At 52.3% G+C, this 25658-nt stretch carries 23 protein-coding genes; all 23 read right to left on the bottom strand.

All coding sequences use genetic code 11. The annotated features are described in order from the left end of the window. Positions 1–10: 10 nt before the first annotated feature. The 23 genes from Q3H59_RS08420 to putP all read right to left on the bottom strand — a co-directional run bounded on the left by Q3H59_RS08420 (position 11) and on the right by putP (position 25332). Positions 11–421 carry a hypothetical protein gene (locus Q3H59_RS08420; protein WP_309834255.1) on the bottom strand — a complete coding sequence of 137 codons (411 nt, stop codon included), beginning with the start codon at positions 419–421 and terminating at the stop codon, positions 11–13. A gap of 169 nt (positions 422–590) precedes the next feature. Continuing rightward, on the bottom strand, positions 591–1349 hold the full coding sequence (locus Q3H59_RS08415) for a hypothetical protein (protein WP_309834254.1): 759 nt from the start codon (positions 1347–1349) through the stop codon (positions 591–593). After that, entirely contained in the window at positions 1342–3369 is a 2028-nt protein-coding gene (locus tag Q3H59_RS08410; protein WP_309834252.1) for a lipase family protein, read from the bottom strand. Before Q3H59_RS08410 ends, Q3H59_RS08415 begins: the two co-directional genes overlap by 8 nt. Positions 3370–3396: 27 nt before the next feature. Beyond that, on the bottom strand, positions 3397–3837 hold the full coding sequence (locus tag Q3H59_RS08405) for a hypothetical protein (RefSeq protein ID WP_309834250.1): 441 nt from the start codon (positions 3835–3837) through the stop codon (positions 3397–3399). Further along, positions 3834–6695 (bottom strand): type VI secretion system tip protein VgrG, encoded by a 2862-nt coding sequence (locus tag Q3H59_RS08400; protein ID WP_309834248.1) that lies wholly within the window; start codon positions 6693–6695, stop codon positions 3834–3836. Before Q3H59_RS08400 ends, Q3H59_RS08405 begins: the two co-directional genes overlap by 4 nt. 158 nt (positions 6696–6853) lie before the next feature. After that, positions 6854–7303, bottom strand: a complete 450-nt coding sequence (locus tag Q3H59_RS08395) for a putative T6SS immunity periplasmic lipoprotein (RefSeq protein WP_309834246.1) — start codon at positions 7301–7303, stop codon at positions 6854–6856. Between the two features lie 60 nt (positions 7304–7363). Further along, positions 7364–7786: a putative T6SS immunity periplasmic lipoprotein gene (locus Q3H59_RS08390; protein WP_192411623.1), complete on the bottom strand. Its 423-nt coding sequence runs from the start codon at positions 7784–7786 to the stop codon at positions 7364–7366. A 72-nt stretch (positions 7787–7858) separates the two neighbouring features. Then, complete coding sequence (locus Q3H59_RS08385) at positions 7859–8308, bottom strand: putative T6SS immunity periplasmic lipoprotein (RefSeq protein WP_192411622.1); 450 nt, start codon at positions 8306–8308, stop codon at positions 7859–7861. Beyond that, entirely contained in the window at positions 8302–8850 is a 549-nt protein-coding gene (locus tag Q3H59_RS08380) for a type IV secretion protein Rhs (RefSeq protein WP_309834243.1), read from the bottom strand. Before Q3H59_RS08380 ends, Q3H59_RS08385 begins: the two co-directional genes overlap by 7 nt. An 85-nt stretch (positions 8851–8935) precedes the next feature. Beyond that, a complete protein-coding gene (gene yiaA / locus Q3H59_RS08375) occupies positions 8936–9373 on the bottom strand; it encodes an inner membrane protein YiaA (RefSeq protein WP_309834241.1) in 438 nt (145 codons plus the stop codon). A 35-nt stretch (positions 9374–9408) separates the two neighbouring features. Next, positions 9409–12009 (bottom strand): type VI secretion system ATPase TssH, encoded by a 2601-nt coding sequence (gene tssH, locus Q3H59_RS08370; RefSeq protein WP_309834238.1) that lies wholly within the window; start codon positions 12007–12009, stop codon positions 9409–9411. A gap of 383 nt (positions 12010–12392) precedes the next feature. Further along, complete coding sequence (hcp, locus tag Q3H59_RS08365) at positions 12393–12884, bottom strand: type VI secretion system effector Hcp (protein WP_064741351.1); 492 nt, start codon at positions 12882–12884, stop codon at positions 12393–12395. A gap of 4 nt (positions 12885–12888) precedes the next feature. Continuing rightward, a complete protein-coding gene (locus tag Q3H59_RS08360) occupies positions 12889–14412 on the bottom strand; it encodes an OmpA family protein (protein WP_405042207.1) in 1524 nt (507 codons plus the stop codon). A gap of 134 nt (positions 14413–14546) precedes the next feature. Continuing rightward, complete coding sequence (gene tssL, locus Q3H59_RS08355) at positions 14547–15200, bottom strand: type VI secretion system protein TssL, short form (protein ID WP_280171804.1); 654 nt, start codon at positions 15198–15200, stop codon at positions 14547–14549. After that, positions 15197–16534, bottom strand: a complete 1338-nt coding sequence (gene tssK, locus Q3H59_RS08350) for a type VI secretion system baseplate subunit TssK (RefSeq protein ID WP_280171805.1) — start codon at positions 16532–16534, stop codon at positions 15197–15199. The genes tssL and tssK overlap by 4 nt, the downstream gene beginning before the upstream one ends. Before the next feature lie 15 nt (positions 16535–16549). Next, the gene (gene tssC, locus Q3H59_RS08345) at positions 16550–18097 is read right to left on the bottom strand and encodes a type VI secretion system contractile sheath large subunit (protein WP_154157405.1); all 1548 of its coding nucleotides are present in this window, start codon (positions 18095–18097) and stop codon (positions 16550–16552) included. Between the two features lie 29 nt (positions 18098–18126). Continuing rightward, entirely contained in the window at positions 18127–18624 is a 498-nt protein-coding gene (tssB, locus tag Q3H59_RS08340; protein ID WP_101764057.1) for a type VI secretion system contractile sheath small subunit, read from the bottom strand. Between the two features lie 369 nt (positions 18625–18993). Then, the gene (gene phoH / locus Q3H59_RS08335) at positions 18994–19782 is read right to left on the bottom strand and encodes a phosphate starvation-inducible protein PhoH (RefSeq protein WP_101764056.1); all 789 of its coding nucleotides are present in this window, start codon (positions 19780–19782) and stop codon (positions 18994–18996) included. Positions 19783–19854: 72 nt separating this feature from the next. Next, positions 19855–20058: a hypothetical protein gene (locus Q3H59_RS08330; RefSeq protein WP_192233561.1), complete on the bottom strand. Its 204-nt coding sequence runs from the start codon at positions 20056–20058 to the stop codon at positions 19855–19857. A gap of 297 nt (positions 20059–20355) precedes the next feature. Next, positions 20356–21633: an iron uptake transporter deferrochelatase/peroxidase subunit gene (efeB, locus tag Q3H59_RS08325; RefSeq protein ID WP_309834227.1), complete on the bottom strand. Its 1278-nt coding sequence runs from the start codon at positions 21631–21633 to the stop codon at positions 20356–20358. A gap of 2 nt (positions 21634–21635) precedes the next feature. Further along, entirely contained in the window at positions 21636–22751 is a 1116-nt protein-coding gene (efeO, locus tag Q3H59_RS08320) for an iron uptake system protein EfeO (RefSeq protein WP_309834225.1), read from the bottom strand. A 54-nt stretch (positions 22752–22805) separates the two neighbouring features. Further along, positions 22806–23639 carry an iron uptake transporter permease EfeU gene (efeU, locus tag Q3H59_RS08315; protein ID WP_277973738.1) on the bottom strand — a complete coding sequence of 278 codons (834 nt, stop codon included), beginning with the start codon at positions 23637–23639 and terminating at the stop codon, positions 22806–22808. A 208-nt stretch (positions 23640–23847) separates the two neighbouring features. Beyond that, positions 23848–25332, bottom strand: a complete 1485-nt coding sequence (putP, locus tag Q3H59_RS08310) for a sodium/proline symporter PutP (protein ID WP_277973739.1) — start codon at positions 25330–25332, stop codon at positions 23848–23850. Between the last annotated feature and the right edge of the window lie 326 nt (positions 25333–25658).

Here is a 25658-nt window from a genome sequence, read left to right as displayed (position 1 = left end):
GAAATCCTCTTTACCTAAAAGCGTTAATTTTTTTCTTTCGCATTATATTCCACTCCAAAATATATGGATAATATTTTGGTGATAGTGTTAAATCCCCCTGAATCGATGTATATTGCCCATTACGAGAAGCATCATTATCAAATGCAATTGATGCGCCTACCGCAGTTCCAGGCACTAAATCCTTACCAAGATGGTTTGCATCGATATATTCAATGCCAAGATTAATTGCACTCAACGACCACTTACATGAATCACCACCGTTTACTGCAACCTTACTTATCCAAGTGTCGTTATTTATTTTCTGCAATGGAAGTTGAATAACATTATAACCAGGTTCAGTAATAACTGAACCATTAAAGCCACTAACCCTCTTCTTTTGGCACTGATATGAAATATATCTAATCTCTAGTAAGAATGGCATTGTATATTCAGAGGGTTTTTTTATCTCTACAATTATCAATTTTTAATGATGCGGGGGCAAAAAATCCACATTTACATCACGATTACGACCTGAAAAAAAATAACAATATAATTACAAACCCATTCTATACATATCAGAAGCCCTTAATTTAAATATAAAACAGACAAGACTATAACTTCATTTTGTCAACTTTATCAAAGTCTGGGAAGAGAGTTTTCGGTGGTGCAATTGTTCCATCTGGATAAATTATCTTTGGATATACGCCTTTCTCTTTCTTCTCTATACCTTCAAATATAACGATTTTATTCTCATCCAACTTTGGTGAAAAAACAATATTCCATGATTCGATAGCTCGTAGTGTGATAAAGCTTTCCTTGCCTAGCAAGGATAGAGTATTTTCAATTTTATCTATTTTTTTCTCCCTAATGTAAGGGTAATATTTAGGAGATACATTTATGTCACCTTTGATTGTCGAATATTGTCCATTTCTAGAAGCATCATTATCAAAAGCTATAATCATCCCTACCGCACTTCCAAGAGTAAGATCTTTTCTTAAGTGAATTGCATCACTATATTCTATGCCAAGAGTAATAGCACTTAACATCCAACGACATTTCCCTCCACCAATAGTAGCGATCTGAGCAATCCATATATCATTATCTTTCTGCTTTAAAGTAGCCTGGATAACATTATAACTTGGCTCAATAATAACCGAACCGTCAAAACCACTAATTCTTCTTTTTTTACACTCTTGAGAAATATATCTAACTGCAAGTGGAAATGGTTTTGTATAAATAGATGGATTTTTTATTTTTACGCTTACCAACTTGGAGTTTTCTGGAGGTGAGATAGTTTTATCGATAGTATTGCTGCATCCTACTACAGAACATAAAAAAATAAAATTTAAAATATTAATTTTTTTAAACATATTCAATAACCTCTCCACCATAGTTAGCATAACGAACTAATGAATTAATTCCGCTTGATAGAGATAACATAGGAGAGAGCGATACATCTAGCAACCCTTCAATATTCAGTAGGATTTCATTTCTGACATATTCTTTCACTGGAATCTCTTTAACATTTTCTTTCATTTGTTTTTTAAAAAGATCAACATTATATGAATGCTCAACAAACGTTCTCCTTTCAGTAATTCCACTTTTATCAATTAACTCTAGTAGCTTATTGTTGATGAAAGGCATGTAAGAAGTCATAAAATGTTCGTAAACCTTTATATTTGCCCCACGCTCAGGATTGCCTCCTTTGGGAAAATACTCTCTTAAATCAACTTTCGTCAGGGACTCAATAAATTCCTTTTGGTTCTTACCTGCATCCTGCATTTCTTGCTCTGCCAATGAAGGAACTAGATAAATTTTAGTTTTTAAAGGTAGTAAACGTCTAATAGATATACATCCAGCCGGATTAGGTAGGTTTATTTTACACTCCCCCCATTCCCTGCTTTGTTCAGTAGTAAGAAAAACAACTGGATTTCCATGATGCCAGAAGCAGTCCCCCCAGGAAATCATCTGATAAGTAATTAGTTCACCTAACGACCAAAAAAAACCAAGAGTTCCGCCTAATGGTCCCCATATTCTATACAGTTCGTTATCTAAATTAGCTTCAGGTGGAACTGCAGGCACAGGATCACTATCATTTACATGCCTGAAATGAGTAATATCAGACAATTGTGAAATGGCTTCCTTTGTAAACGTTCTTGGCATCCCATAAGTATATAAAAGAGGTGACCTACTTTTTAAAACTACAGAATGTATAAGTGCTAAAGCACCTCCTAAACTATGCCCACAGATAAACAAATCCAAAGTTTCAGTCAAATCACTCAAAATTTCTATTTCTTTTTTGAATTTACTCTCGACCCTGTTATAACCACTCCAAAATCCTGTATGAACTTTTCCTGAAGTAAGTAGAGAGCTACATTGGGTTTTATTTTCATCACAGAACTCCGTTTTCACTGGTCTAAACGCTAGATCTGTTCCCGCATCGAAACGACTTGCTGTTCCACGCCACGAAACTATAATTTCATCTGTGTTGTAGACATAAAAAAGTTGAGTATCCCCATCTGGTTTTATAACTTTTGTCTGATTTTTATCCGAAAGAGGCTCGTCTTTATTTTTTTTCACTTCTACTAATGTTTCACGAGACGTATCCATAAATACCGGCGGATAATAACGTTCGTTAAAGGGAACATCTTGCGCCAGGACATTCCAGGAAGAACCATCTTTATGAAGTTGCGGTAACCGTGAGAGATCTTGGCACTGATTTATAAAAAATTGTGTAATTGATACCGTGTCTAAAGCATTATCATCGGCATATGCAAGGGTTGCTGCCACACCTAAGTTTAAGGCATTGGCTATCGAATAGTCCTTTTGATGATGTAATACTAGTTCCCAAGCTCTGAATGGACATATTTCAAGGACATGGCGCACTTCAAGCTCATTTGTCCTGATAGTAAAACCTTTAAATCTGGTATTCAGCGGGAAATGGAATATCGGCCACACCTCGCCTTTTCTTAAATCATACGCAGAGGGAACAGCCCTACATAACTCACCAATAGTTGCATAATGCCATTTATAACCCTTTCCTAATGCAACGAGTCGAACAGTTGAGTCAGCTTCTGCATCTCTACCTACACGAAGTGAGCGTTTTTCCATCTCCTTTGCCAAAGGATCAGCTTCTAAAAACAACCGCATTTCCAATCCATGCGGCATATCAATTCTTATTAGCCCCTCGGCATCACTCACTCCTGAGTAAGTGAGTTGCTTTATTCGTCCTTCATTTGGATGGTGACTTTCCGCTTTCCAGGGAATATTTGCGACAGCATTCCCCAGCTCATCAACCAGTTGTACTTCAACCCAATAAGGCTTTTGCTTCCCGACCAATACGTCCGCATTACTATGAGTAACGGAAGTCACTAATGAGTTATTTGCCATAAAAACCTCTTCAGTCCTTTAAATTGGTTAATGCTTATCCATAGCCGTCTTTTTGAACAGATAAATTGAACCGACTTTCAATATTTCTGAAATCATTGTCGCGAGTAAAAATACCACTCCATTAGTTATCGATGCATTTTTCAAAATCCATGGCAAAACGGAAAGTGAGGGCACTATAAACATGATTCGTAATAACGTCTGTGTATAGACAACTTTTTGCACATGCCGCCATCCTGCTAAAAGCAGTACAGCAGATAAAACAATCGATATATTCAATAACAAGGAAAGTGAGAAAAGGATTAATGTATAAAACCCCTGCGTAACAAACAACTCACTAAAAGAGATAATGTCATCAATAAGTGGCATTCGACCTTGTGAAAGGTTCAGCCATATGAAACGAATAATGTATATAAAATCGAATGCTGCCCAAAAAAATAAAACATGCCTGAATTTAAATGTCAGTTTCATTTTTTCTCCTCGTATACATCATCGGCAGTTACCGGCTGCCAGTGCCACGATTTTCCGCCTACGGCCCAGACATCATCACCTTCAAGGAAGGTTTGCGTAATTTTGCGTTTTTCGCCGTAACGATGAATAGCTGACTTATTGATTACTTCTTCCGTTGCATCTGAAGGTAAAGGGCTCCATTCCTGAATTTTATCCTTTTTGGTATTCATATAATCCTTGCCATCGGAGCCAAATAAACGACCTTCATCCCCCATGGAAGTTAATCGATTGATTGCAAATATTGCCGAATTCTTTAATCCATGAAAATCATGGTCAACAGTGATCCAATGTCCCGGCCCCTCTTCCTTTCGATTATCCGGAAACTCAATCTTCATTTCGCCGGGCATTGACGAGTACAGATGGCTGGTTTTTCCTGATGAATCCGAAATACCGGTTAATACTTCACCTTCTGCGGTGGTAACTCGATAGTTGGTGAAAGGTTTTATTTCTCCAGACTCTGGATCTTTGAGAGTGAAAGAACCGGAATAGCCTTTCGGAAAAACAATCGGTTCACTATCCAGCGAACCCGGCCCGGTCTGATCCACATTGGCTGCTTTAAGCGATATATTACCTGGGCAGCCAATCTCGATATTTCCATCACTCAGTTTGATATAGGCTCCACCGCAGAGCAGTACAAGTTCACTGTTTGCACTAACAGTAATACTGCCTTCACCACTACTGATGCTGATGTTTTCCTTAGCAGTAGTGTTCAGCTCACCGCCCAACGCCTGGATATCCAGTTTCCCTGCGCCTGCGAAGAGTTGCATGCCTGCATCTGCTGCAAAAAGGCTTACCGATTCTGAAGCTGTAACCGTAAATGACTCTCCGGCACTAATGTCGGTATTTTTGCCCGACATCAATCCAATACTTTTCTCACCAGAAGCGAGTCGAATGGCTTCAGGGCTCAATATCCCTACACCAGCGGGTGCATGTGCCACCAGCCCGGGCATTTTTAAATATCTCAATGATTCGTTTAGTGCTCGATGCCCATTGATATCAGCAGGAATGATTTTAGAGCCTTTAGCGGCTGTTTGCAGGCTTCTGGCCAAGGTAAGTGCTTGCTCAAGCTGTTCAATTGCTCCATCCATCTCCAGCATGGTGCTGCTGGCATCGGGCTGAAAATCAGCTGATAAAAGAATCCCTTTGCCACCGCGGACGCTGACCCATTCATCAGTTCTTAGCTCCGCACCTTTCCCTCGTAACACTCTTTTTGAATCAACGTTATGCCCCAGATTCAGCTGAGTTTTGCCGCCATATTCGGTACTGAGTTTGATGTGCTCTTCACCGCGCTTATCTTCCATGCGAAGCTTATTCAGCCCAGCGGTGCGGATGACGTTGCGGGTGCTGTTTTTCTCTGTTACATGATCCACATGTCTCGAGTCATGCAGCGCATGAGCAATGTAGGGCTGGTCAGGATCCCCTTCACGGAAGGCAATCGCTACCTCCGTGCCCTGTATCAGCGGGAAGTGGAAACCATACATATCACCGCCATAAGGTTTGGCGAGGCGCACCGGCATGCTTTCTTGGCCGCGATCTTTGCTCTCTTCATCTGCATCAAATACCACGCGGTACAGACCGGAGGCATCCTGCCAGGCATAGATATCATTGTCTTTTGCGCTAGTAACACGCGCTGTCATGGTGCCGCTGACTTTTGGGCGTGGTAACAACCTTGGGCGCCAGCACAGCGTTTCGCTGTAAGGCACACCATTAAGGTTGATTTGTAACCCCGACTTGCGGCTGGCACTGAGGTTGATGCGGGTGACGACGACCGGACTCTGAAGCTGTTCCGGCAGCGTTGGCAAAACACCATCAATAATGGTCAGCACCTTGCCTGGAGCCAGTGATGCGTCATTGCTAATGCCAGTGATCAATGTCTGGCCACACAGAAAACGTTCGTGATCGAGGCGCGCGTAATAGTTCGCAGTCTCCGGCGCGGGCACATATTTATCACCGCCGTCAGGATGACGCGGACGATAGTGATAAACCTGCCCGTAGTTGATCTCATCACCATCGCCGCGCGACATATCCGCCTGAACCGAACGTAAAATACGTTGCGCTTCGCGATGGTTGTAATCTTTCGCGACTACCCCCGCTTCAACCACTTTGTGGGTGATATTCAGTCCCCAGATAGATTCCTGTCCGTTATCTTCCAGGCCGGAAGGACTGTTAAGTGGCAACGGCTTACCCTGAATAAGCGCAGACTGAGCATCACCAAACCGGACGACTTCAGTTTGGGTATCTGGCTGGAGCGTGAACATGTAAAAGATGCCAACTTCCGACAGCAAGCGGCGAATAAACTGAAGATCACTTTCCTGGTACTGGTTTATCTGCTCACGCTTGGGATATTCATGCTTCAGGCTGAATTCATATTCCCAGCCCTGAAAACCGTGTTCATCCAGTATCTGGCTCACCACCTCTGGAACTGATTTATTCACAAAGAAACGGTGCGAGCGATATTGCTTATCCAGCAATGCAAGGCGTGGCTCAATAACCACCAGATAAGTCACCTGATCGGCAGAACCCGTCAGACGGTGAAAATCAGTGATGTAACCATGCACCATCTTCTGTCCCGACAGCACCATCAACTCACCCGTGCCCATGGTCAGCGTTGCTGGTTTACGCAACATCTGTGCGGCCGTGATGTCTTTATCCGGGCTGGTGAACAGCACATCGTAGTGATAGTTCTCACTCAATGCTTCTGTGCCGTTAAAGTTCTCGACGTCAATACTGGACGAGCATGAGGGGATAGAAAGCTTGTAACGGTTCAACGTCCCGTTTATTAACGAGGGTGCACCTTGCAGTAAATCAGTTATGTTCATGTCATTCACTCCTTGATGACAGCCGGCCACAACGTCTCTATCACTGGTGGGGACGTTGACGACTTTCTCTGGGCTTTATTAATGTTCTCTGACAGCGGCTGGATAAATTGTTTTGATGCTATTACGAGACCGCATTACCACGAATAGTTACCATTAATTTAGAAATTGTTACCGAGGTAATGCGTAATTTCATTCTCCTGCAGTGGGATGTTTTTAACCTGAAGCCCATCAATTTGTATGACATTTGAAAACACCCTTGTATTTTGACGCTTTTTAATTGGCTTCAAACTAAATCTAACCACATACTCTCCATCGCCAAACTCGTCAATTACTGATTCGGAAAGACAGATAAATCGCCCATCCTTTAAATTGGTATTGTTGGGCATTAAAGATTGTCTATCATCTTCATGCCCCCTTCTGAATATACTCATGGATTTTAGCGTGTAGTCGCTGGCTCCTTGCACTTCAAAGCATGCTGCATTTTCTCTTTGAGTAATATTCGCCGTTTCTGAAAACGTCACCTTATCGCCAAGGCAGCCAGTGAGAAAGACGGAACTCATTATTAGAGTGGAGTAAACACCTGCTTTATAAAACTGATAGCATCTCATTATGGTTTCTTTCAAATGAATACTTAAGAATAAAATAGATTTCAATCTGTAATTATAACACTAAAAATCATTTGGAATAAGGCTGGGAAGATAGTCTGCGTTATTCAATGGCAAAAATATTATCTGGCCTTTACTTATCTTAATGGATGCGACCTTTCTAAAAGATGGACGTATCTTTAAAGTAGACAGCAGAGTGTAATGAATAGTATAGGCATGATTTTCTGCAAGAAACCACTGTGATGGTGAAAGGCAACGTTTGCCGTTAACGTCTAACAATTCACTTCCCGCATATGTTTCTCTAAATCCTGAATCATCCTTATTTTTTATCGAGATGACGCTCAGATAATACGTTTTCTCTGGGGGCATGCTGATACAAAGCATGTCGTCAACCAGACTTACATTAGTATCACGCTCAAATCCAACCTGCTCTTTCCCTAACATACACCCGGTCAAAAGCAAGCATATTAATATGCTGATCATCATGCTTCGCATTTGCTTCACCATTAAAACCATTTATCTCTGTGGCCATTGTAGGCGCTGGCTACAAACACAAAATTATTGATAGCCTCGCGATATTTCAGAATCTTGTAACTGAAAGCTACCCACGTTTCCATTAACCACTTTGACAGCAATGACAAAGCTTCTTATTGATTCAAAGCGACCGCCGTTTTTAAGAATAAATTTAACTACATACTCTTTGCCTTCAACAGGCGTGAACTCATCCGGGGGAAGACATAGCATGCCATTTGAGATTACAACGTCACCAACAATCCTGTTTTTTTGCTCTGTTCGCGGGGTATCTCTTTGATTAATTGCCAGGTAAGTCGGGATATACCCTTGTGATTGTTTTATGGGAAAGCAAATCTCTTGCCCTTCTCGCACTGCTTCCGTTGTTTCATCATGCCACCCTCTGTCACCAACGCCCGGACAACCAGTGAGAAATGTCGAGCTTGCGAGTAAAGTGGAAATAGCTACAGTTTTTTTGAGGATAAAAAACTTCACCATGGAAATCCTCTGAGTGCATTTTTATAGCGTTGTTCTATGACAGGAAGACTTAATTCGCCATCAAGCGTCACGGATTCTCTACCATGCAACCATAAAAATGATTCATAACCCCATTCATGCAAAATAAAATTATCAGCGACGATTTGAGCTTGCTGCTCCATCGAATATTCACTCAGCAATCGCCCGTCCAGTATATAGCGATAAGATGCTATCCAGCTGACAAGACCTCGGCAGATAACACACATTCCCCTGTCTCGTTGCCAGACATGACAGAGTTCGTGAATGAATGTATGTTGTTCACCTGAAGAGGTTTTAGAATAATCATCTCTATAGAGATATGTGCGGTAATAGATTTCGCCCTGTGGTGTCATAACCACACGCTCATGCTGGAGGCCAAATGGCAAATAACTGTCGTGATGAATCCAGACCTTACCGTAATTGATCTTTTCACCATAGACAGATTTTGCCAGCGCAATCTCACCTGAGGTTAATAAGCGCAGGCTCCCCTCTTTAATAGCCGCTTTTTTAGCTTTATCTGTCATGCTTACTCACCAAAAACCATTACAACGCCGTCATGGCGTCAACGTTCTCTCGCCACCGCGACGGCAGCGGGAGAGTTCGGGAATATCAGGCCTGAGGTTCGTGCGGGGTTTCATCAGCGCTGTCAGACACACTGTGCATGCTGTCGCGGGTGTTTTTCTGCACTGCCACCGCACCAAACAGCGCCATAAAGAACGACACGCCGTAAAAGCCTTTCTCGCTCGGCATTAATGTTGCGTTCCACAAACCGGCAAGCAACAGCACTACGGCAATGGTTAAGGCCAGCAGGCAAACCATGTGATACAGATGCGTGGTTGGGATGCCTTCAAGCCGGTCGCGTACGGTTTTCTGCAGCGAAACCGCCGCGAACAGTCCTAGGATCAGCACCGCGAAGTAGTAGCCTTTTTCATTCAGCTCCATATCTGCGCGCCACAGGCCCGCCAGATAAACCAATGTGCCACCGAGCATAGCAATCCATGAAATCGCGATAAACGCGGGTGAAACGGGGGTATTTTGGGTTTTCATACACACTCCTTGTCATTAAAAAGAACGTCACGTGTTCAGAATATAAAACTCACTTCGCCTTCTTCATTGGTGTCCAGCGTCAGGATGTTGCTTAAGGTGCCGCTGGCGCGGTGCTGCAAAATCACCTGGCTCAGCACCGGCAGGATCTGCTGATTGAGCAGGCTGTCGACGTTGCGCGCGCCGGTGTCGGGAAGCAGACAGGCGTCGGTGAGCATTTCATACAAACCATCGCCGATAGTGGTGCGGATGCCGTAATGCCGTTGCAGCCGCTGGCTGACCTGGCTGAGCTTCATCTCCACGATGATCCGCATCGCCTCGCGCGCCAGCGGGCGGTAAATCACCGTCTGGAAGCGCGCCAGCAGCGCCGGCTGGAAGTGGTCGCGCAGGATCGGGCGCAGGCACTCCTGCAGGTCTGACTCGGTGGCCTCGGGCGTTTCTTCCAGCAGCTGCATCAGCGCGTCGCTGCCGAGGTTGGAGGTCATCAAAATCACCGTATTGCGAAAGTCGATTTCGCGCCCTTCGCCGTCGCGCATGAAGCCGCGATCAAACACCTGATAGAACAGGTTAATCACGTCGCGGTGCGCTTTTTCTACCTCGTCGAGCAGCACCACGCTGTACGGGCGCTTGCGCACCGCTTCGGTGAGGATGCCGCCCTGGCCGTAGCCGACGTAGCCCGGCGGCGAGCCTTTGAGCTGGGAAACGGTGTGTGCTTCCTGATATTCGCTGAGGTTGATGGTGATTAACGATTTCTCGCCGCCGTACAGCAAGTCGGCCAGCGCCAGCGCGGTTTCGGTTTTGCCGGTGCCGCTGGTGCCGACCAGCAGAAACACGCCCTGCGGGCCGTTTTCCGAGGTGAGTCCGGTTTTCGAGGCGCGCAGGCGCTGCGCGATGGCGTTCAGCGCCGCGTCCTGACCGACCACGCGGGTGGCGAGCTGGCTTTCCAGCGCCAGCAGTTCGGCCTGCTCGTTCTTCATTAATGAGGAGAGCGGCACGCCGGTCCAGTCGGCAATCACGCCCGCCACGATGCGCGCGTCAACGTCGGCGGTAAGCAGCGGCTCGCCAGGCTGTAGCGCGTCGAGGTCGGTCTGGAGCTGTGCGATGGCGCTGTGCTGGCTGGCGTCTTTGCGGCCTTCCAGCAGCTCTTGCATCAGCGACTGCACGATGCCGTAGCGCTGCTCCAGCGCCTCCAGCTCTTCATCGGTTACCGCAATCAGGCCGGCGATTTCTGCCAGCCGCTCCTGCGGGATGGCGCCGCCGAGCGCTTCATCGTCAAGGATGGCGCGCTGCTCAATGTTCAGCGCATCAAGCTTCGCTCTTAAGCGGGTTATCGCCTCCGGCGTGGTGTCCTGGCTCATACGCACGCGCGCGGCGGCGGTGTCGAGCAGGTCAACCGCCTTGTCAGGCAGCTGGCGGCCTGTAAGGTAGCGGCGCGACAGCGTGACGGCGGCGCGCACCGCCGCGTCGGTGATGTGTACGCCGTGATGGTCGGCGTAGCGCGACTTGAGGCCGCGCAGCATCAGGCAGGCGGTGTCGTCGTCCGGCTCGTCCACCTTCACCATCTGGAAGCGGCGCTCCAGCGCGGCGTCCTTCTCAAAGTACTGTTTGTATTCGCTCCACGTTGTCGCCGCGATGGTGCGCAGCTCGCCGCGCGCAAGCGCCGGTTTCAGCAGGTTAGCCGCGTCCGCGCCGCCCGCTGCGTTGCCCGCGCCGATGATGGTGTGCGCCTCGTCGATAAACAGCAACACCGGATTCGGCGCGGCCTGCACCTCGGTGATGATGTTCTTCAGGCGCTGCTCGAATTCACCCTTCACGCCCGCCCCCGCCTGCAGCATGCCGAGGTCCAGCGTATGCACGCTCACCGGCTTCAGGCTGTCCGGCACGTTGCCTTCGGCAATGCGCAGCGCCAGCCCTTCAACCAGCGCGGTTTTGCCCACGCCCGGCTCGCCTACCAGAATCGGGTTGTTCTTACGGCGGCGCGACAGGATATCCAGCATCTGGCGGATTTCGTTATCGCGGCCAAATACCGGGTCAATTTTGCCACTACGCGCGTCAGCGGTGACGTCGCGGGTGAAGCGGGCAAGCGCTTCGGTGGAGGGGGTTTTGGCTTCGCCTGCGGGAGATTGCTCGATAGTGCTGACCGGCATCTCCGGCTGTTCCGCTTCCGCACGCTCGTCGGACTGTGCTTCCAGCATCTGCTGCAGGCGCTCAAGCTGGCTCATGCGCAGGCTCAGCAACGGCCACAGACCTTCGCAGCGTACCAGCGACGGCTGCTCAGACAGTGCCATCAGCAGGTGAATACTGCGGATTTGCGGGTTGTTATCAGATGCTGACGCCATCAGCCACGCCTGTTTTAACAGCGCTTCTAATGAAGAGGAAAGCTGCGGACGTCCTCGCACCGCGCGCGGCTGGCGGTCGAGAAATGCCAGCAAATCCTGCCAGATGGCGTCCATATCCCACTCGTAGCGGCGCGCGATGACGGTGATGTCGCCCTCGCCCTGCTCCAGCAGCTTGAGCAGCCAGTGCTCCGGCTGGATTTCAGCGTGCGCGCGGGTCTGGCACAGCGACGCGGCGGATTCCAGCGCCTGCACGCAGAACGGGTTGAGGCGACGCAGTAAAGCGGCTGACTGACTGTCCATAGCAAAATTCTCCTGATTGGGGGCACGCTACCGCCCTTCGCCGTAAACCAAAGCGCATAAGGCAGCAGGAAAGATGGAAAATGACTTGTGATTTCACCCGCTTCGGATGGAATCACCAGGCATCTGGCCTGGTCGCATAGCGTCAGTTATTTTTGAAGGTCAACACCGCGCAATGAATTGCGCCGCTACAGAATGTGCGCCCTGTAATCCCTGTTGCCAGCATCCACCGGGCTGCAAAAAAACAGCCCGGTGGAGGGATTACGCTAAATAGTTCGTGTCGCAGGAAGGCGGCAAGCGAGTGCAGCCCCGGGAGCTTACATAAGTAAGTGACCGGGGTGCGCGAGCGCAGCCAACGCACCTGCGGCGCGAAATATGACGCGTAATCAGGCTGTGGCGCGTTCGTTCCACGAATCCGAGTGGATGATGTTGCCGTCTTTGTAAGTCCAGGTGATTTTTTCGTAGCGCAGCTCAATCTGCTCCAGATGGTTGTGCTTCTCTTTCGACGGGTCCTTAACGTCGTGCATCACCGGATTGACCTTCACCACCTTCACGTTCTCCAGTTTGGTGTTGAAGTACTCCACTTCCTGGCCGGCGTCGCTAATGCGGTACCATTTGAACTCGGCAGACTTCAGCGTCTGGCCGGTAGTGACCGCTTTGTAGAGGTACGGGCTGGACGAGTCGATTTCCTTGGTGAACAGGAACGGCGTGTGAATGCGCGTGCCGGTCAGCTTGCCGGTGTTGTTGTCGGTCGGGATGTACAGGTTGTGTTGCTGTGCCACCACTTCGATGCTGCCTTCACGGTCCTGCACGTCCACCGAGCCCTTGATGTCCGCACCGCCGTCGTCCTTCAGCCACAGATAAACCGGAATTGCCATATTGTTACTCCTTTTCTTCATGATTGCCGTCACCATCCTGTGATGACGGAGGGATTGCGTCCGCTGCCTGGCAGGCGTCGGCCTGCGGCACCAGACTGATTTCAACGCGCCGGTTGGCCGCGCGGCCTTCGGCGGTGTCGTTGCTCGCCATCGGACGGCTCTGGCCGAAGCCCTGCACCGCAAAGCAGCTCTCATCCACGTCGCCGGTGTCGCGCATCCAGTCGCGCACGGCTTCGGCGCGCTTCAGCGACAGGCGCTGGTTCAGCGCCGGATTGCCGGTATCGTCTGTATAACCCGCCACCACAATCAGCCAGCCCGGCTTCGCCTTGATGCCGACCAGCGCGTTGACCAGCACTTTGGTTGAGCCGGTTTTCAGCTCGGATTTACCAGAGTCGAACAGCGACAGGCTGTCGAGGCGCACGGTCTTCGGCCCTTCAACAATCTGCTGGATAACCGGCGGCGGTGGCGGAGGAGGCGCCCAGCTGTTGATGGCGGCGTCGACCGGCGCGAACAGACGCATGCCCTGATACAGTCCGAGGCCGAGGCGCAGCGGTTCACCGCCGTGCTGCCAGTCATCAAGCAGTGTGCGATCGGCGATTAACTGCGCGCGCGCGTGAACCTTCGGCTCGGCCGGTTCCCCAGACAGCTGTGCCCACAGCGTCAGGTGGTCACCAATAGTGCGGATCAGCCGCTGGTTGTTGAGGAACGACGCCAGCAGCGCCAGCGCCAGAAATACCACCACAATCATGCCCGCCGCGCGCGCCAGCCTCAGGCATCGGCTGACGCCCTGCCTGCGCGGCAAGCCAGCCAGCAGCGCATCCGGCAATGGCAGCGCGACATCGGTGCCTGCGGGTGCATAAGGCAGCGTGGTCAGCCCAGTAAGATGCTGCGCCCACAGGTTGTCCGCAAGCGCCGTTACCGGCGTCAGGCAAATCCCGGCGCGGCATGGCTTCATCTGCGTCAGTGGCGTGATGTGCTTTTCCTGCCACATCAGCAGGCTGTCTAGCCACTGCATTTGCACCAGGCGTGGCGGCTGCTCCCGGAACCATTCAGCCAGCGGCATCATGTCGTTGCCGGCGATGCACGCCTGCAGCGCACTCTGGTCCGGTATGATGCTGAACCATTCAGCTTCGTGGTTCGGGTGTGATACCCAGCATGCAGTCCACAGCGGTGGCGCGCACTTCAGCACGCGGCGGCACTGCAGCAGCGCACGCTGCCAGCTGTGAAATTGGGAAGTGAAGTCTTCAGCAGACGTGTGCTGCTCCGGCACCACTGCCAGCAGCAGCGAGACCTGTGGCAGCAGTGCCGGACGCTGAGTGGTGATGTAGTCAGCCATCGCAGCGAGTTGCCCGGGTGCATCAACCGGCAGATACCAGCCCTGCGCGGTTTCACGCGGCTGGTTGCCTGAGAACAGCGATGCACTGTCGCCACACACCAGCACTACCGCGCCGCGAAAATCTTCCGGCGGCAGACGATCATCGGCCACCGCGATTTCCACATCACGCTGGCGTGACTGCCGCCACAGCATCAGTCCGGCGACCAGCAGCGCCAGCAGGCACAGTGCTGCTGCCGTGATGCCAGACAGCGGCCAGAAGCCGAGGATCAGCCACAATGTAAGCACCAGGGCCAGCACGATCAGCGCATAATTACCGATGCCGCGTCTCACTTGCCCATCCCCGATATGCCGGACACCATCTGCGCCAGCCAGCCGTCGAGGACGAACCACAGGCCGCCAAGCAGCACGGCGGCGGCCACCCAGCTCATCCAGTAAAAACGGCGTCCGGTGCGCATGCCTGCCGGACGCACTACCAGCGGCGCATCCTGCGCCAGGGCAAACGGTGGCACGCGTGCGGCCAGTTCGCGCACCACGTCCTCGCGACGCTCGTCATCCTGCGCGCGGTAATGGCCAACAAAACCCAGTTGCAACGTGCGGTACAGGCAGGTCAGCACGGTCTCGTCCGCTGCGGGTTCGCGCAGCAGTTCGCGAATGCGCTCCCACAGTGCTTCGCCGCCGTTAAGCGAGTTAAAGAAACGCACCTGCAGCGGGTCTCGGCTCCAGCGCAGCCAGCCGTCGTCCTGCTGGCCACGGTTCAGTACCGCTTCGTCCAGCAGCACGCAAAAGGCGTAAAGCATGTGGTCGCGATTGGCTTCGCTAAAACCCGCCTCCGTCAGCGCCTGCCGGGCGTCGTTTACCCAGTCGGTAGCGCGGCGGTAGAGCGCATCGCCGTTGTCAATCTGCTGACCGCAGCGTAGCTGGCTGACCATCAGCCAGCCAGCGAAGAAAAGGCGTTCGGTCAGCGCATTATTGCTGTTCATGAGCGCAGTACCGCATAGAGTTCAAGTTTCAGTTCGCCCAGTGATTCCGGGGTGTAGAAGGTGCAGCCGCCGGAGTCGAGCATCGCGCGCGCAGCCCCCGTTGACAGGTCGAGCGCGAAATACTGGTTCTCCAGGCGCAGCGGGATGGCGGCAGGCACGTGCGGCAGCGGGCGGATGGTCATGCCACTAAGCGCGATGTTGACCACCTCCGACACGTCGTCGTGGCTGCCTGCCTTACACAGCAGCGGGAAGCGGCTCTGCAGCTCGTGATTCGGCAGCGAGGAGCGCACCGACAGATAGAAGTCTGCCCCTTCGCGCAGCCGCGCATCGTGGAATCGGCCCTTCCACAGCACGCCTTCACGACTGAGGTCGATGGCAACCACGCGTGACGGCAGGCTGGCTTCCAGCAGTGAATCCAGCAGCGCAAACAGCGGCGGGAACACCTGCTCCGGTGCGTCGTGGCGATAGGCCGGAATATCTCCGGCATCGTGTTCGAGTGAGAAGGTCAACAGACCGCCAGCAAGACGTGCCAGCTCGCGGTACAGCAGTTCAGGATGGCGGGTTGGCGACTGGAACAACTCCAGCAACACCGGCTCGGCGCTGTTCAGCGCGTTGAGCAGCCAGAACAGCGAGACGTCGGCGACAGCAAAATCGGCCATGCGCTCGTTGCTTTCGCGTCGCAGCGCCATTAGCCGCTGACGGCGCGCGCTAAGGCGATGCAGCAGATCGCCGAGTGCAGTCAGCACCGCCGGACTGGCCGACAGCGACAGCATCGGCGGAATGAATGACGCGTCGCGTGTCCACTGTCCCTGCGCGTTACGCACCAGGCGCGCCACCGGACAGGTGAGATACGCACCGTTTTCCTGATTAGAGAGACGCAGACGCAGAGCAAAACGCTGCACGGCAATGCCGGTGCGCTCCTGCCCCGCCAGCTCCTGCACCTCTTCACGACCGGCCACCCAGCGGCGCGGACGTTCGCTGTCGCTGCCGTCGTCGAGATTACCGCCATTGGCGCTCAGCAACGGCAAAGCCAGCACCACTTCAACCAGTTCCTGACCGGCTGCAACAGACAGGTCGCAGGCCGGTGGCAGGTTGTCGGAGAGCGCGGTGTCCGTCAGCGTCCCGTCGGGAAAGCGCACCGTCAAGCGGGTGGCGTTAAGACGAGACAGCGCCAGCGCGCCGTCGTCGAACTCCGCGTGTAATACGCCCCACGGATACGCCAGGCCCATGCGCGCCACGGTGTCGGCGACGTGGGCGTCCCACAGTGACTGCTGCTGAAACTGCTGCGGAGTCAGAAACGCCCCGTCTTCCCATAACGGTCGGTAGATTTTCATCGCGCCTCCTGCGCCTTACGCTTTAGCTTTCGGCATCTGAGAAACCAGCGACAGGTTCACGTCCATGCCTTCCACCTGGAAGTGCGGGATGGCGAACAGCTTAACGCGGAAGAAGCCCGGGTTGTCCTCGATATCTTCCACCAGCACTTTCGCATCGCGCAGCGGATGTGAAGACTGCAGCTCGTCGCCCGGATCGGTCATCTCGGTCACCAGCGTGCGCACCCAGGTGTTGAGCTCCAGCTCCAGCAGGCGGCGGTCTTTGGTGGTGCCGATGTTTTCGCGCTGAATAAGCTTCAGGTAGTGAGCGATGCGCGACAGCAGGAAGATGTAAGGCAGACGCGCGTTGATGCGGCTGTTGGCGGTGGCATCGGCGGTGTCATACAGCGCCGGTTTTTGCGTTGAGTTTGCCGAGAAGAAGCAGGCGTAATCGCGGTTCTTATAATAAGAGAGCGGGATAAAGCCGAGGTTAGCAAACTCGAATTCGCGGGTTTCCGGGATCATCACTTCGGACGGGATTTTCACCTGGTTGCCGGTGCCCAAATCGTACAGATGGATCGGCAGATCCTGCACCGCACCACCGGCCTGCGGGCCGCGAATTTGCACACACCAGCCGTTGCTTATAAAGCTCTGCACCATGTTGGCGGCGAAGGCGAACGAGGCATTGGTCCACAGGTATTTGTCGTGATCCGGACCTTTCACTTCTTCGATGTAGTTGAAGCTGCGCACCGGCACGGTGTCCGGGCCGTACGGCAGACGACCGAGTACGCGCGGCATGGTCAGGCCGATGTAGCGTGAGTCATCGGTGTCGCGGAATGACTTCCACTTGATGTACTCAGCGCGGTCAAAGTAGTTGCCGATGTCTTTGATCGCCGCCACTTCTTCCATCGACTCTTTGAGGAAAAACTGCGGGCCGACCGAACCGATAAACGGCATGTGTGCTGACGCCGCGACTTTCGACAGGTTGCGCAGCAGCGCCACATCCTGCGCCGAGGCATCAAACTCATAAGCAGAAATCACCGCGCCAATCGGCTCGCCGCCCGGCGTGTCGTATTCGGCGACGTAGGTTTGCAGATAGAGGCCGCTCTGGATGATTTCCGGCGCGTCTTCAAAGTCCTGACGCAGGTCGTCTTTCGACACGTCCAGCACTTCAATTTTCACGTTCTGGCGGAAGTCAGTTTTATCCACCAGCGACTTCAGGCCGCGCCACGCCGACTCCACTTTCTGGAATTCATCATGGTGCATCACCGCATCGAGCTGGCGGCTGATCTGGCGGTCCAGCTCGGCGATGTGGTGATCCAGCAGATTTTTATCCAGCTTCTCTACTTTCGCACCGCTGATTTTCAGACGCGTCAGGAACACCTGCATCGCGGCGGTGACGCGCTCGTCGGCGGTGGCATCAGACATCGCCTGATTGTCCTGCCAGACGTTGAGATCACTCAGCTCTGACACCGGGTTGAGGTTGATTTTTTCAAACAGCGACGCGTAGACGCCGCCCGCAGCGGGGCGATCCAGCACGGTGGTTGCACCATTGGCATGGGTTTCATTCTGAACTGACATCAGCATTCTCTCTCTATAGTCCGTTACGGGGATGATCAGGCTTGATCGGTGGCTAACGCAGACAGTTCGCTACGCAATTCGTCGCTGAGTGCCGGGTCTTTCAGGATAGCTTCCAGCTCTTTGCGGAAAGTGACGTTATCCAGCAGGTTGGATTTAAGGTCGCGCAGCAGGTTGCGCATCGCCAGCATGGCGCGCAGCTGAGGGATTTGGCGGGCAACCTGCTCCGGCTCGAAGTCCTTCATGTCGCGGAAGTTAAGCTGAACGTTCTCTTCGCTGCCGTCACCGGCCAGGGTGTTCGGCACGGCAAATGACACCGCTGGCGCGATATCGGCCAGCACGCTGTTGAAGTTGTTTTTGTTGACGTTGATTTTTTCGCGTTCAGACAGCGGGCGGTCTTCCGCGCCGTTACTGAAATCGCCGGTCACCAGCAATTTGAGAGGGAGCTCGGTTTTCTTCGCCGCTCCACCGGTGTGCAGGTCTAGCTTGAGGTTGATACGGGCTTTAGGGATTTCATTCTGGTAAGAGTTGCTCACGTTTACTCCTTGTAAAAATGGCGCGGAAAGCACGCGTAGGCACACTTTCCCTGTGTGTTACCGCGCGAATATATAGCTGGAATTTTAGGAAGGCAATAAAGCGAGATGATCTTTTCGGTCTGATTTATATAGGAAATTTCTTATGATTTGAGTTAAATCCCTGATGAACCCTGATAAAGTGACTAGGATTGTTCTTAAAATTATTTTTGACCTGGAGTGCCATTTATCACCAGAAATACTTTTACAGGTATCAATAATACAATGGCGCTAATTGTTACCGCAGGGGGATGGTGTCGAGCCGAGGGGGGACACAATAAAAAAACCCGGCGCGCGCCGGGTTTTACTTAAGCTACATTCTCAATCAAACGGTTAACTGTAAGCGTGCAGCGTGCGTTGGCACAGCGCTGAACGGACGCAATCCTCTTTGCCGAAACGCACCACGCCGATCATCTCATCCTCTTCGAAGCGCGCTAACGCATCGGCAAGGCCAGACCTGGCGTGGGATGGCAGGTCGCACTGGGTAATATCGCCGTTGACGATAACCGTCACGTTTTCCCCCAGGCGAGTCAGGAACATCTTCATCTGTGCGGCGGTGACGTTTTGTGCCTCATCAAGGATCACCACCGCATTTTCAAAGGTACGTCCACGCATGTAGGCGAAGGGCGCGATCTCTACCTTGGCAATTTCGGGCCGCAGGCAGTATTGCATAAAGGAAGCGCCGAGACGTTTAACCAGAACGTCATAGACCGGTCGGAAATAAGGCGCGAATTTCTCGGAAATATCTCCGGGGAGGAAACCGAGATCTTCATCCGCCTGCAGAACCGGGCGCGTTACGATAATCCTTTCGATATCCTTATTGATCAGGGCCTCAGCCGCTTTGGCTGCGCTAATCCAGGTTTTTCCGCAGCCGGCTTCACCGGTAGCGAAAATAAGCTGTTTCGTTTCTATGGCATGGAGATAGTGTGCCTGAGCTTCATTTCTGGCTTCAATCGGCCCGCGGTCACGTGCATCACGTGCCATACCAATCGAATCCAACCCACCCATTTGCACCAGCGAAGTGACCGATTCTTCTTCACGCTGACGGTGACTGCGAGAGTCGCTACGAATAACGCGTCTTGCTTCACGACGTGCTTTGATCACTGCTTTCTGTCTTCCCATAGTGGCACCTTACAGTTGGTTTCATTTATCGCGGCGGATCACCCGCGGCGATGACTTGAACGCTTTAGAGGTTTAGTTGGCTTCCTTGTAAGCCGTGTCGAGCCAGTGAGAATGGTGTGCATCAGCGCCGAGACGCAGGCGCGCACCGGTAAAGAAAATGAGATTGAACAAGAACGATGTTTGAAAAATAGCGAGGTTACGTTGGAGGGAAGAAATCCCCCGCAGTGGACTGCGTGTGGTGAAACTATTTAACTGTCCCAAAGAGAGACGAATCATGCGCGAACTCCAGTGGCTTAGCCACACAACTGACAACGCTTATGAATAAAGTGCATCATATTTGCGGTGGTTTGCAACATTATTTTTACGTAGCAGTAAAGAAAAAAAGATAAGCGAAGCCTAAGGTGTTTTACCTTAAATTAAATTTCTCATATTTATCATATAGATGATTTATTAACGGGTAACATAACTTTTTAAGAACATTCGGAAGTGATTACTTCCAGCGAAAAGTTTAAGGAATACTTAACAAATGCGCCTGCGAAGAGGTGACCATCGCAGGCGCTGCACATTTATTAATCAGGCCTGCAATAAAGGTTGCCCGAGATAATGGTTTTTATCCGCCACGCCCGGCAGCGCGAAAAAGTATCCGCCGCCAATCGGGCGAATATATTCTTCCAGCGCTTCGCCATTGAGACGCTGCTGTACGGTAATAAAGCCCTTGGTTAAATCATGCTGGTAGCAAACAAACAATAAACCCATATCCAGCTGACCCGAGCCGGTAATACCGCTGGAATAGCTGTAACCGCGCCGCAGCATCAAGCTGCTGTCGGTTTCTGGCGTACGCGGATTAGCAAGACGAATATGCGCATCCAGCGCAATCAAATCGCCATCGGGATCTTTGCTGTAATCCGGTACGTCATGCTCGTTTTTCATACCCAGCGGCGCGCCTGATAACTTCTCACGACCAAAGATGGTTTGCTGCTCGCCGAGCGGCGTACGGTCCCACATTTCTACGTGAAAACGTATGATACGCACCGCCTGATAACTGCCGCCGTGCGTCCACGCCGGTTCCTGCTGTTCGTGCGTGACCCACAAGAGTTGATCCATCAATGCCGGATTATGCGTATCGGGATTGGCGGTACCATCTTTGAAGCCCAGCAGGTTGATCGGCGTTTCTTTGCCGTTGCTGCGCGCCGCGTGGTCGGCAATAAAACCGTCGCGACGCCAGCGCACCGCCAGCAGATCGGGTGTGCGTTTAATGATGTCGCGCAGCGCGTGAATCACCGTATCCTGGGTGTTAGCGCAAATCTGGAGCAGCAGGTCGCCATGGCACTGTTCCGCATCCAGCGAATCGTTGGGAAAACGCGTCATGGTTTGCAGCTGCGCAGGCTTGTGTTTGCTTAAGCCGAAGCGCTCATCAAACAGCGAGGTGCCAACCGATAACGTCATGGTGAGATTGTCGGGCGCGATATCGGCACCGAGAATTCCCGAATCCATCGGCGGCAGCTGCGGATTGGTGACCGCCGGCGCCGGTCCACCTTGCGTGAGAAAAGCGAAGCGATCGGTTAGCAAGCGGAACAGACGTTCAAGCTCGGCTTTGTCGCTCGCCAGCACATCAAACGCCACCAGCATCATGGATGCCTGCTGCGGCGTGACGATACCGGCCTGATGGGCGCCGTAAAAAGGTTGCGCCTGTTGGCGCAAGTTGGGTGCAACCGTGCCGGGAGAGAAGCTATCGGCGGCTGCGGTATGAAACGGACAACCGCCGCCGAGGGCGGCTGCGCCACCCAACATGCCTAATCCCTGCAATAATCGACGACGCGACGGCTGCGCCGCGTCATTTTTATCACTCATGATCAGTCGAGACCCAAGGTTCCACGCAGCAGTGAGAGATCTTCCGCCAGCGTGGTAATCGGGCCTTTCAGCGCGTTACGGTCAGCGGTAGTCAGTTTTTCGTACGATTCAAAGCCATCTTTGGTGCGATATTTGCTGAGAATGCCGTCGACTTTCCTGAAGTTAGCATCCACTTTCGCCAGCAGCTGCGGGTTGTTTCTCTGCAGCAGCGGACGCAGCAGATCAACGATTTTCTGCGCGCCATCAATGTTGGCCTGGAAGTCGGAGAGATCGGTACGGCTGTAACGATCCTCTTCACCAGAGATCTTGCTGGAGGCCACTTCTTCAATCAGACCGGCTGCGCCGCCAACCACCTTCGCCGGTGGGAACGCCAGTTCGCTGATGCGGGTTTGCAGATCGAGCACATCCTGATTTAGCTTGCTGGCGAACTCTTCGGCACCTTTGGTGGTGTTATCGGCGAACAGGATTTTTTCCAGGCGGTGGAAACCGGTGAATTTCGGATCTTCATTTTTCTTCTCGAAGTCATCTTCACGCGCATCAATGCTGCCATCCAGATCGGAGAACAGCTCAGCAATAGGTTCAATACGCTCGTAATGCACGCGCGTAGGTGCGAATAGCGCTTTGGCTTTCTCAATGTCGCCGGCTTTCACCGCATCGGTAAACGCTTTGGTGCCCGCTACCAGCTCTTTCACTTCATTCATCACGTAGACTTTGTAGTCGGCGATCGGGCCAACCAGCTCCAGCACATCCGGTTTACCGTTTGCCGCTTTCTTCGCATCGCCGCTCACCACCAGCTTGCCTTTCGGGTTGCTGAGCAGGCCGCAGGTCATGTCATATTCGCCCGCTTCCAGATTGGCGGTGAGTTTCTGGCTGAAGCCAGGCGCGATGTTTTCACGCTCTTCCACCACCATCACCCCTTTCAGGATTTCCCACTCCAGCGCTTTCTGGCTGTTGTTTTTGATGATGAACTGGGTTTTACCGGCCTGCACGTTGAGCGACATCGGCTCACATTGTTTGTCCGTCACGGTGACCGTGACTTGCGGGACGGCAGCAGTAGCCGCACCGGAAAGCGCCAGCATAGCAACCAACAGCGCCTTGCGGCGGAAGCGAATCGTCATAGTGATATCCCTGTTACATGGAAGAACAGGCGCGCAATTGCGCCTGATTAAATTTCAGCGTGTGGTACGTGCCGCGTTGACTGCAGGCCGGGCCGGGAAGAAAAACAGCAGCAGCGCCGGGATGAGATAGGCAAGCCACACCGCCACTTCGCTGACGCTTGGCGTTTCCTGGTAACCTAAAATCCCTTCCAAAAGCGTGCCGAACACCGAGTGCGTTGAAAGCGTGTTGCTCATATCAAACGCTTCATCCTGGAAGTGATTCCACAAACCGGCCTCATGGAAGGCGCGAATGGCGCCGGCGGACAACCCCGCTGCGACAAACAGAATGAACAAACTGGTCCAGCGGAAAAAGTGCGCCAGGTTCAGGCGAATGCCGCCGTAATAGAGCAAAAAGCCCAGCGCCACGGCGGTTGCAAGGCCGAGCACCGCGCCGAGCGGCGGCGCATAACCCACATCTTGCGTGAACGCGGCCAGCAGGAAGAACACCGATTCCAGCCCTTCACGCGCCACCGCCAGAAACACCATCAGCACCAGCGGGAAGCCGCTGCTGCCCTGCTTCTGCAACGCCTGATCGACCGATTTTTCCAGCGTGGCTTTGATATTGCGCGAAACTTTGCGCATCCAGAACACCATCGACGTCAGGATCACCACGGCAATCACCGCGACAATGCCTTCGAACAGCTCCTGCTGTTTCTGAGGAAACTCACCGGTAGTTTCATTAATAAAGATGCCCAACGCTAAGCAGAGCGCGGCAGCGATAAATACGCCGGCCCACATGGCGGGAAACCATTGGGTGCGCTGGGTGCGTTTGAGATAGCTGGCAATCAGGCTGACGATGAGCGCTGCTTCCAGACCTTCGCGCAGCATAATGAGAAAGGGAACGAACATCACCAACCTCTTGAATTTTAAGAAGGGTAAACCTTAGGTAAAAAAACGTAAAGTGCGAACGATAGTGATTATCATTACTGAAGAGAGAAATACAAGTCACTGCAGGAAATTAATTTTGTTTTGCGGAAGGGGGAGCGGGTTTGAGAGGGTGCGCACTCCTGCGCACCTGGGGGTTCATCAAACACGTCGCCATCAATGGCGATAGAGGTTACTTGCTCTGGTATTGGGCTTCGGCGGCAGCAAAGCGCTGCTGTGCCGCTTCTGATGGGCCACGACCCAGCAAGCTAAATACCACAATCGCGATACTGGCGAACGCGAAGCCTGGGATGATTTCATACAGCTCGGCGTAGCCATAATCTTTCCACAGCAATACGGTCAGCGCGCCAATCACCATACCGGCCAACGCGCCGTTGCGCGTCATGCGTTTCCAGCACACGCCGAACAGCACCACCGGACCAAAGGCGGCACCGAAACCTGCCCACGCATAGCTCACCAGACCCAACACGCGGTTTTCCGGGTTGGCTGCCAACGCGATAGCAATCAAGGCAATCACCAGCACCATTAAGCGCCCTACCCACACCAGCTCTTTCTGGCTGGCGTTTTTACGCAGGAAGCCTTTATAAAGATCCTCGGTCAGGGCGCTGGAGCACACTAGCAGCTGGCAGCTTAAGGTCGACATCACCGCGGCGAGAATCGCTGAGAGCAAGATACCGGCAATCCACGGATTGAACAGAATACGCGCCAGTTCGATAAAGATACGCTCGCCGTTCTGGCTTACGCCCGCCGCCTGATCAGGATGGTTCTCGAAGTAGGCGATACCAAAGAAGCCCACCGCCACCGCGCCACCCAGGCACAGGATCATCCAAATCATACCGATACGACGCGCGCTGCGGATGGTGTGATGCGAATCGGCCGCCATAAAGCGCGCCAGAATATGCGGCTGCCCAAAGTAGCCAAGTCCCCAACCGAGCAGCGAAATCACCGCGACAAAGTTCAGCCCTTTCAGCATATCGAGGTTTTCGAGGCTCTTCGCCCTGATCACCGCCAGTGAATCATCCAAGCCGCCGACGGCGACAATCACGATAACTGGCGTGAGAATCAGCGCAAAAATCATCAGGCTGGCCTGCACGGTATCGGTCCAGCTCACCGCGAGGAAACCGCCAACCAGCGTATACAGAATGGTGGCAGCAGCACCGGCCCACAGCGCGGTTTGGTAATCCATGCCAAAGGTACTTTCAAACAGACGCGCACCGGCAACCACGCCAGACGCACAATAGATAGTGAAGAAGATCAGAATCACCACCGCCGAAATAACGCGCAGCAGTTTGCTGTTATCTTCGAAACGGCTGGAGAAGAAGTCTGGCAGGGTTAAGGCATTATCGTGATGCTCGGTCTGCACACGCAGACGGCCCGCCACAATGCGCCAGTTCAGCCAGGCGCCGATAATCAGGCCGATGGCGATCCAACTTTCGGAGATCCCGGACAGGAAAATGGCGCCCGGCAGGCCCATCAATAACCAGCCGCTCATATCGGAAGCACCCGCAGAGAGCGCGGTCACGACGCTCCCTAAACTGCGCCCGCCGAGAATATAGTCATCGAAGCTTTTGGTTGATCGCCAGGCGATGAAACCTATCAGCACCATCCCAAGGATATACACTACAAAGGTCACCAACATCGGTGTACTTACACTCATGAGTCTCTCCACTTATTATTTGATCCATCAAGAGAAATCTTTTTGATCAGCTGTCGGAACGGGACAGCAGCCTGGTTTCACCGCATCCAGAGAAAGCGATTTCTCTTAAGGCGCGGTATCCTGCCGCAAAGGGTCGGCGCGCACAATGCATTTAACACAGCTGTTACACCGGTTTCACCTTCCTTCGCTTTTTTAATGCCAGCAGGTTGCGCCTGCTCACAGTTTGAGTTGCACCTTATCGGGTTCAGGAACCGTCTTGTTGCTGGCGGTTGCAACATTGGCGAGTTTCTTGCAGCAATTTTCATGCCGCATTTATCGATTTAACA

This window comes from Pantoea sp. SORGH_AS_0659, assembly GCF_031453915.1.
GTDB lineage: Bacteria > Pseudomonadota > Gammaproteobacteria > Enterobacterales > Enterobacteriaceae > Pantoea > Pantoea leporis.
Note: the sequence above shows the minus strand (reverse complement) of the source record. Positions and strands in the feature narration are given on the sequence as shown.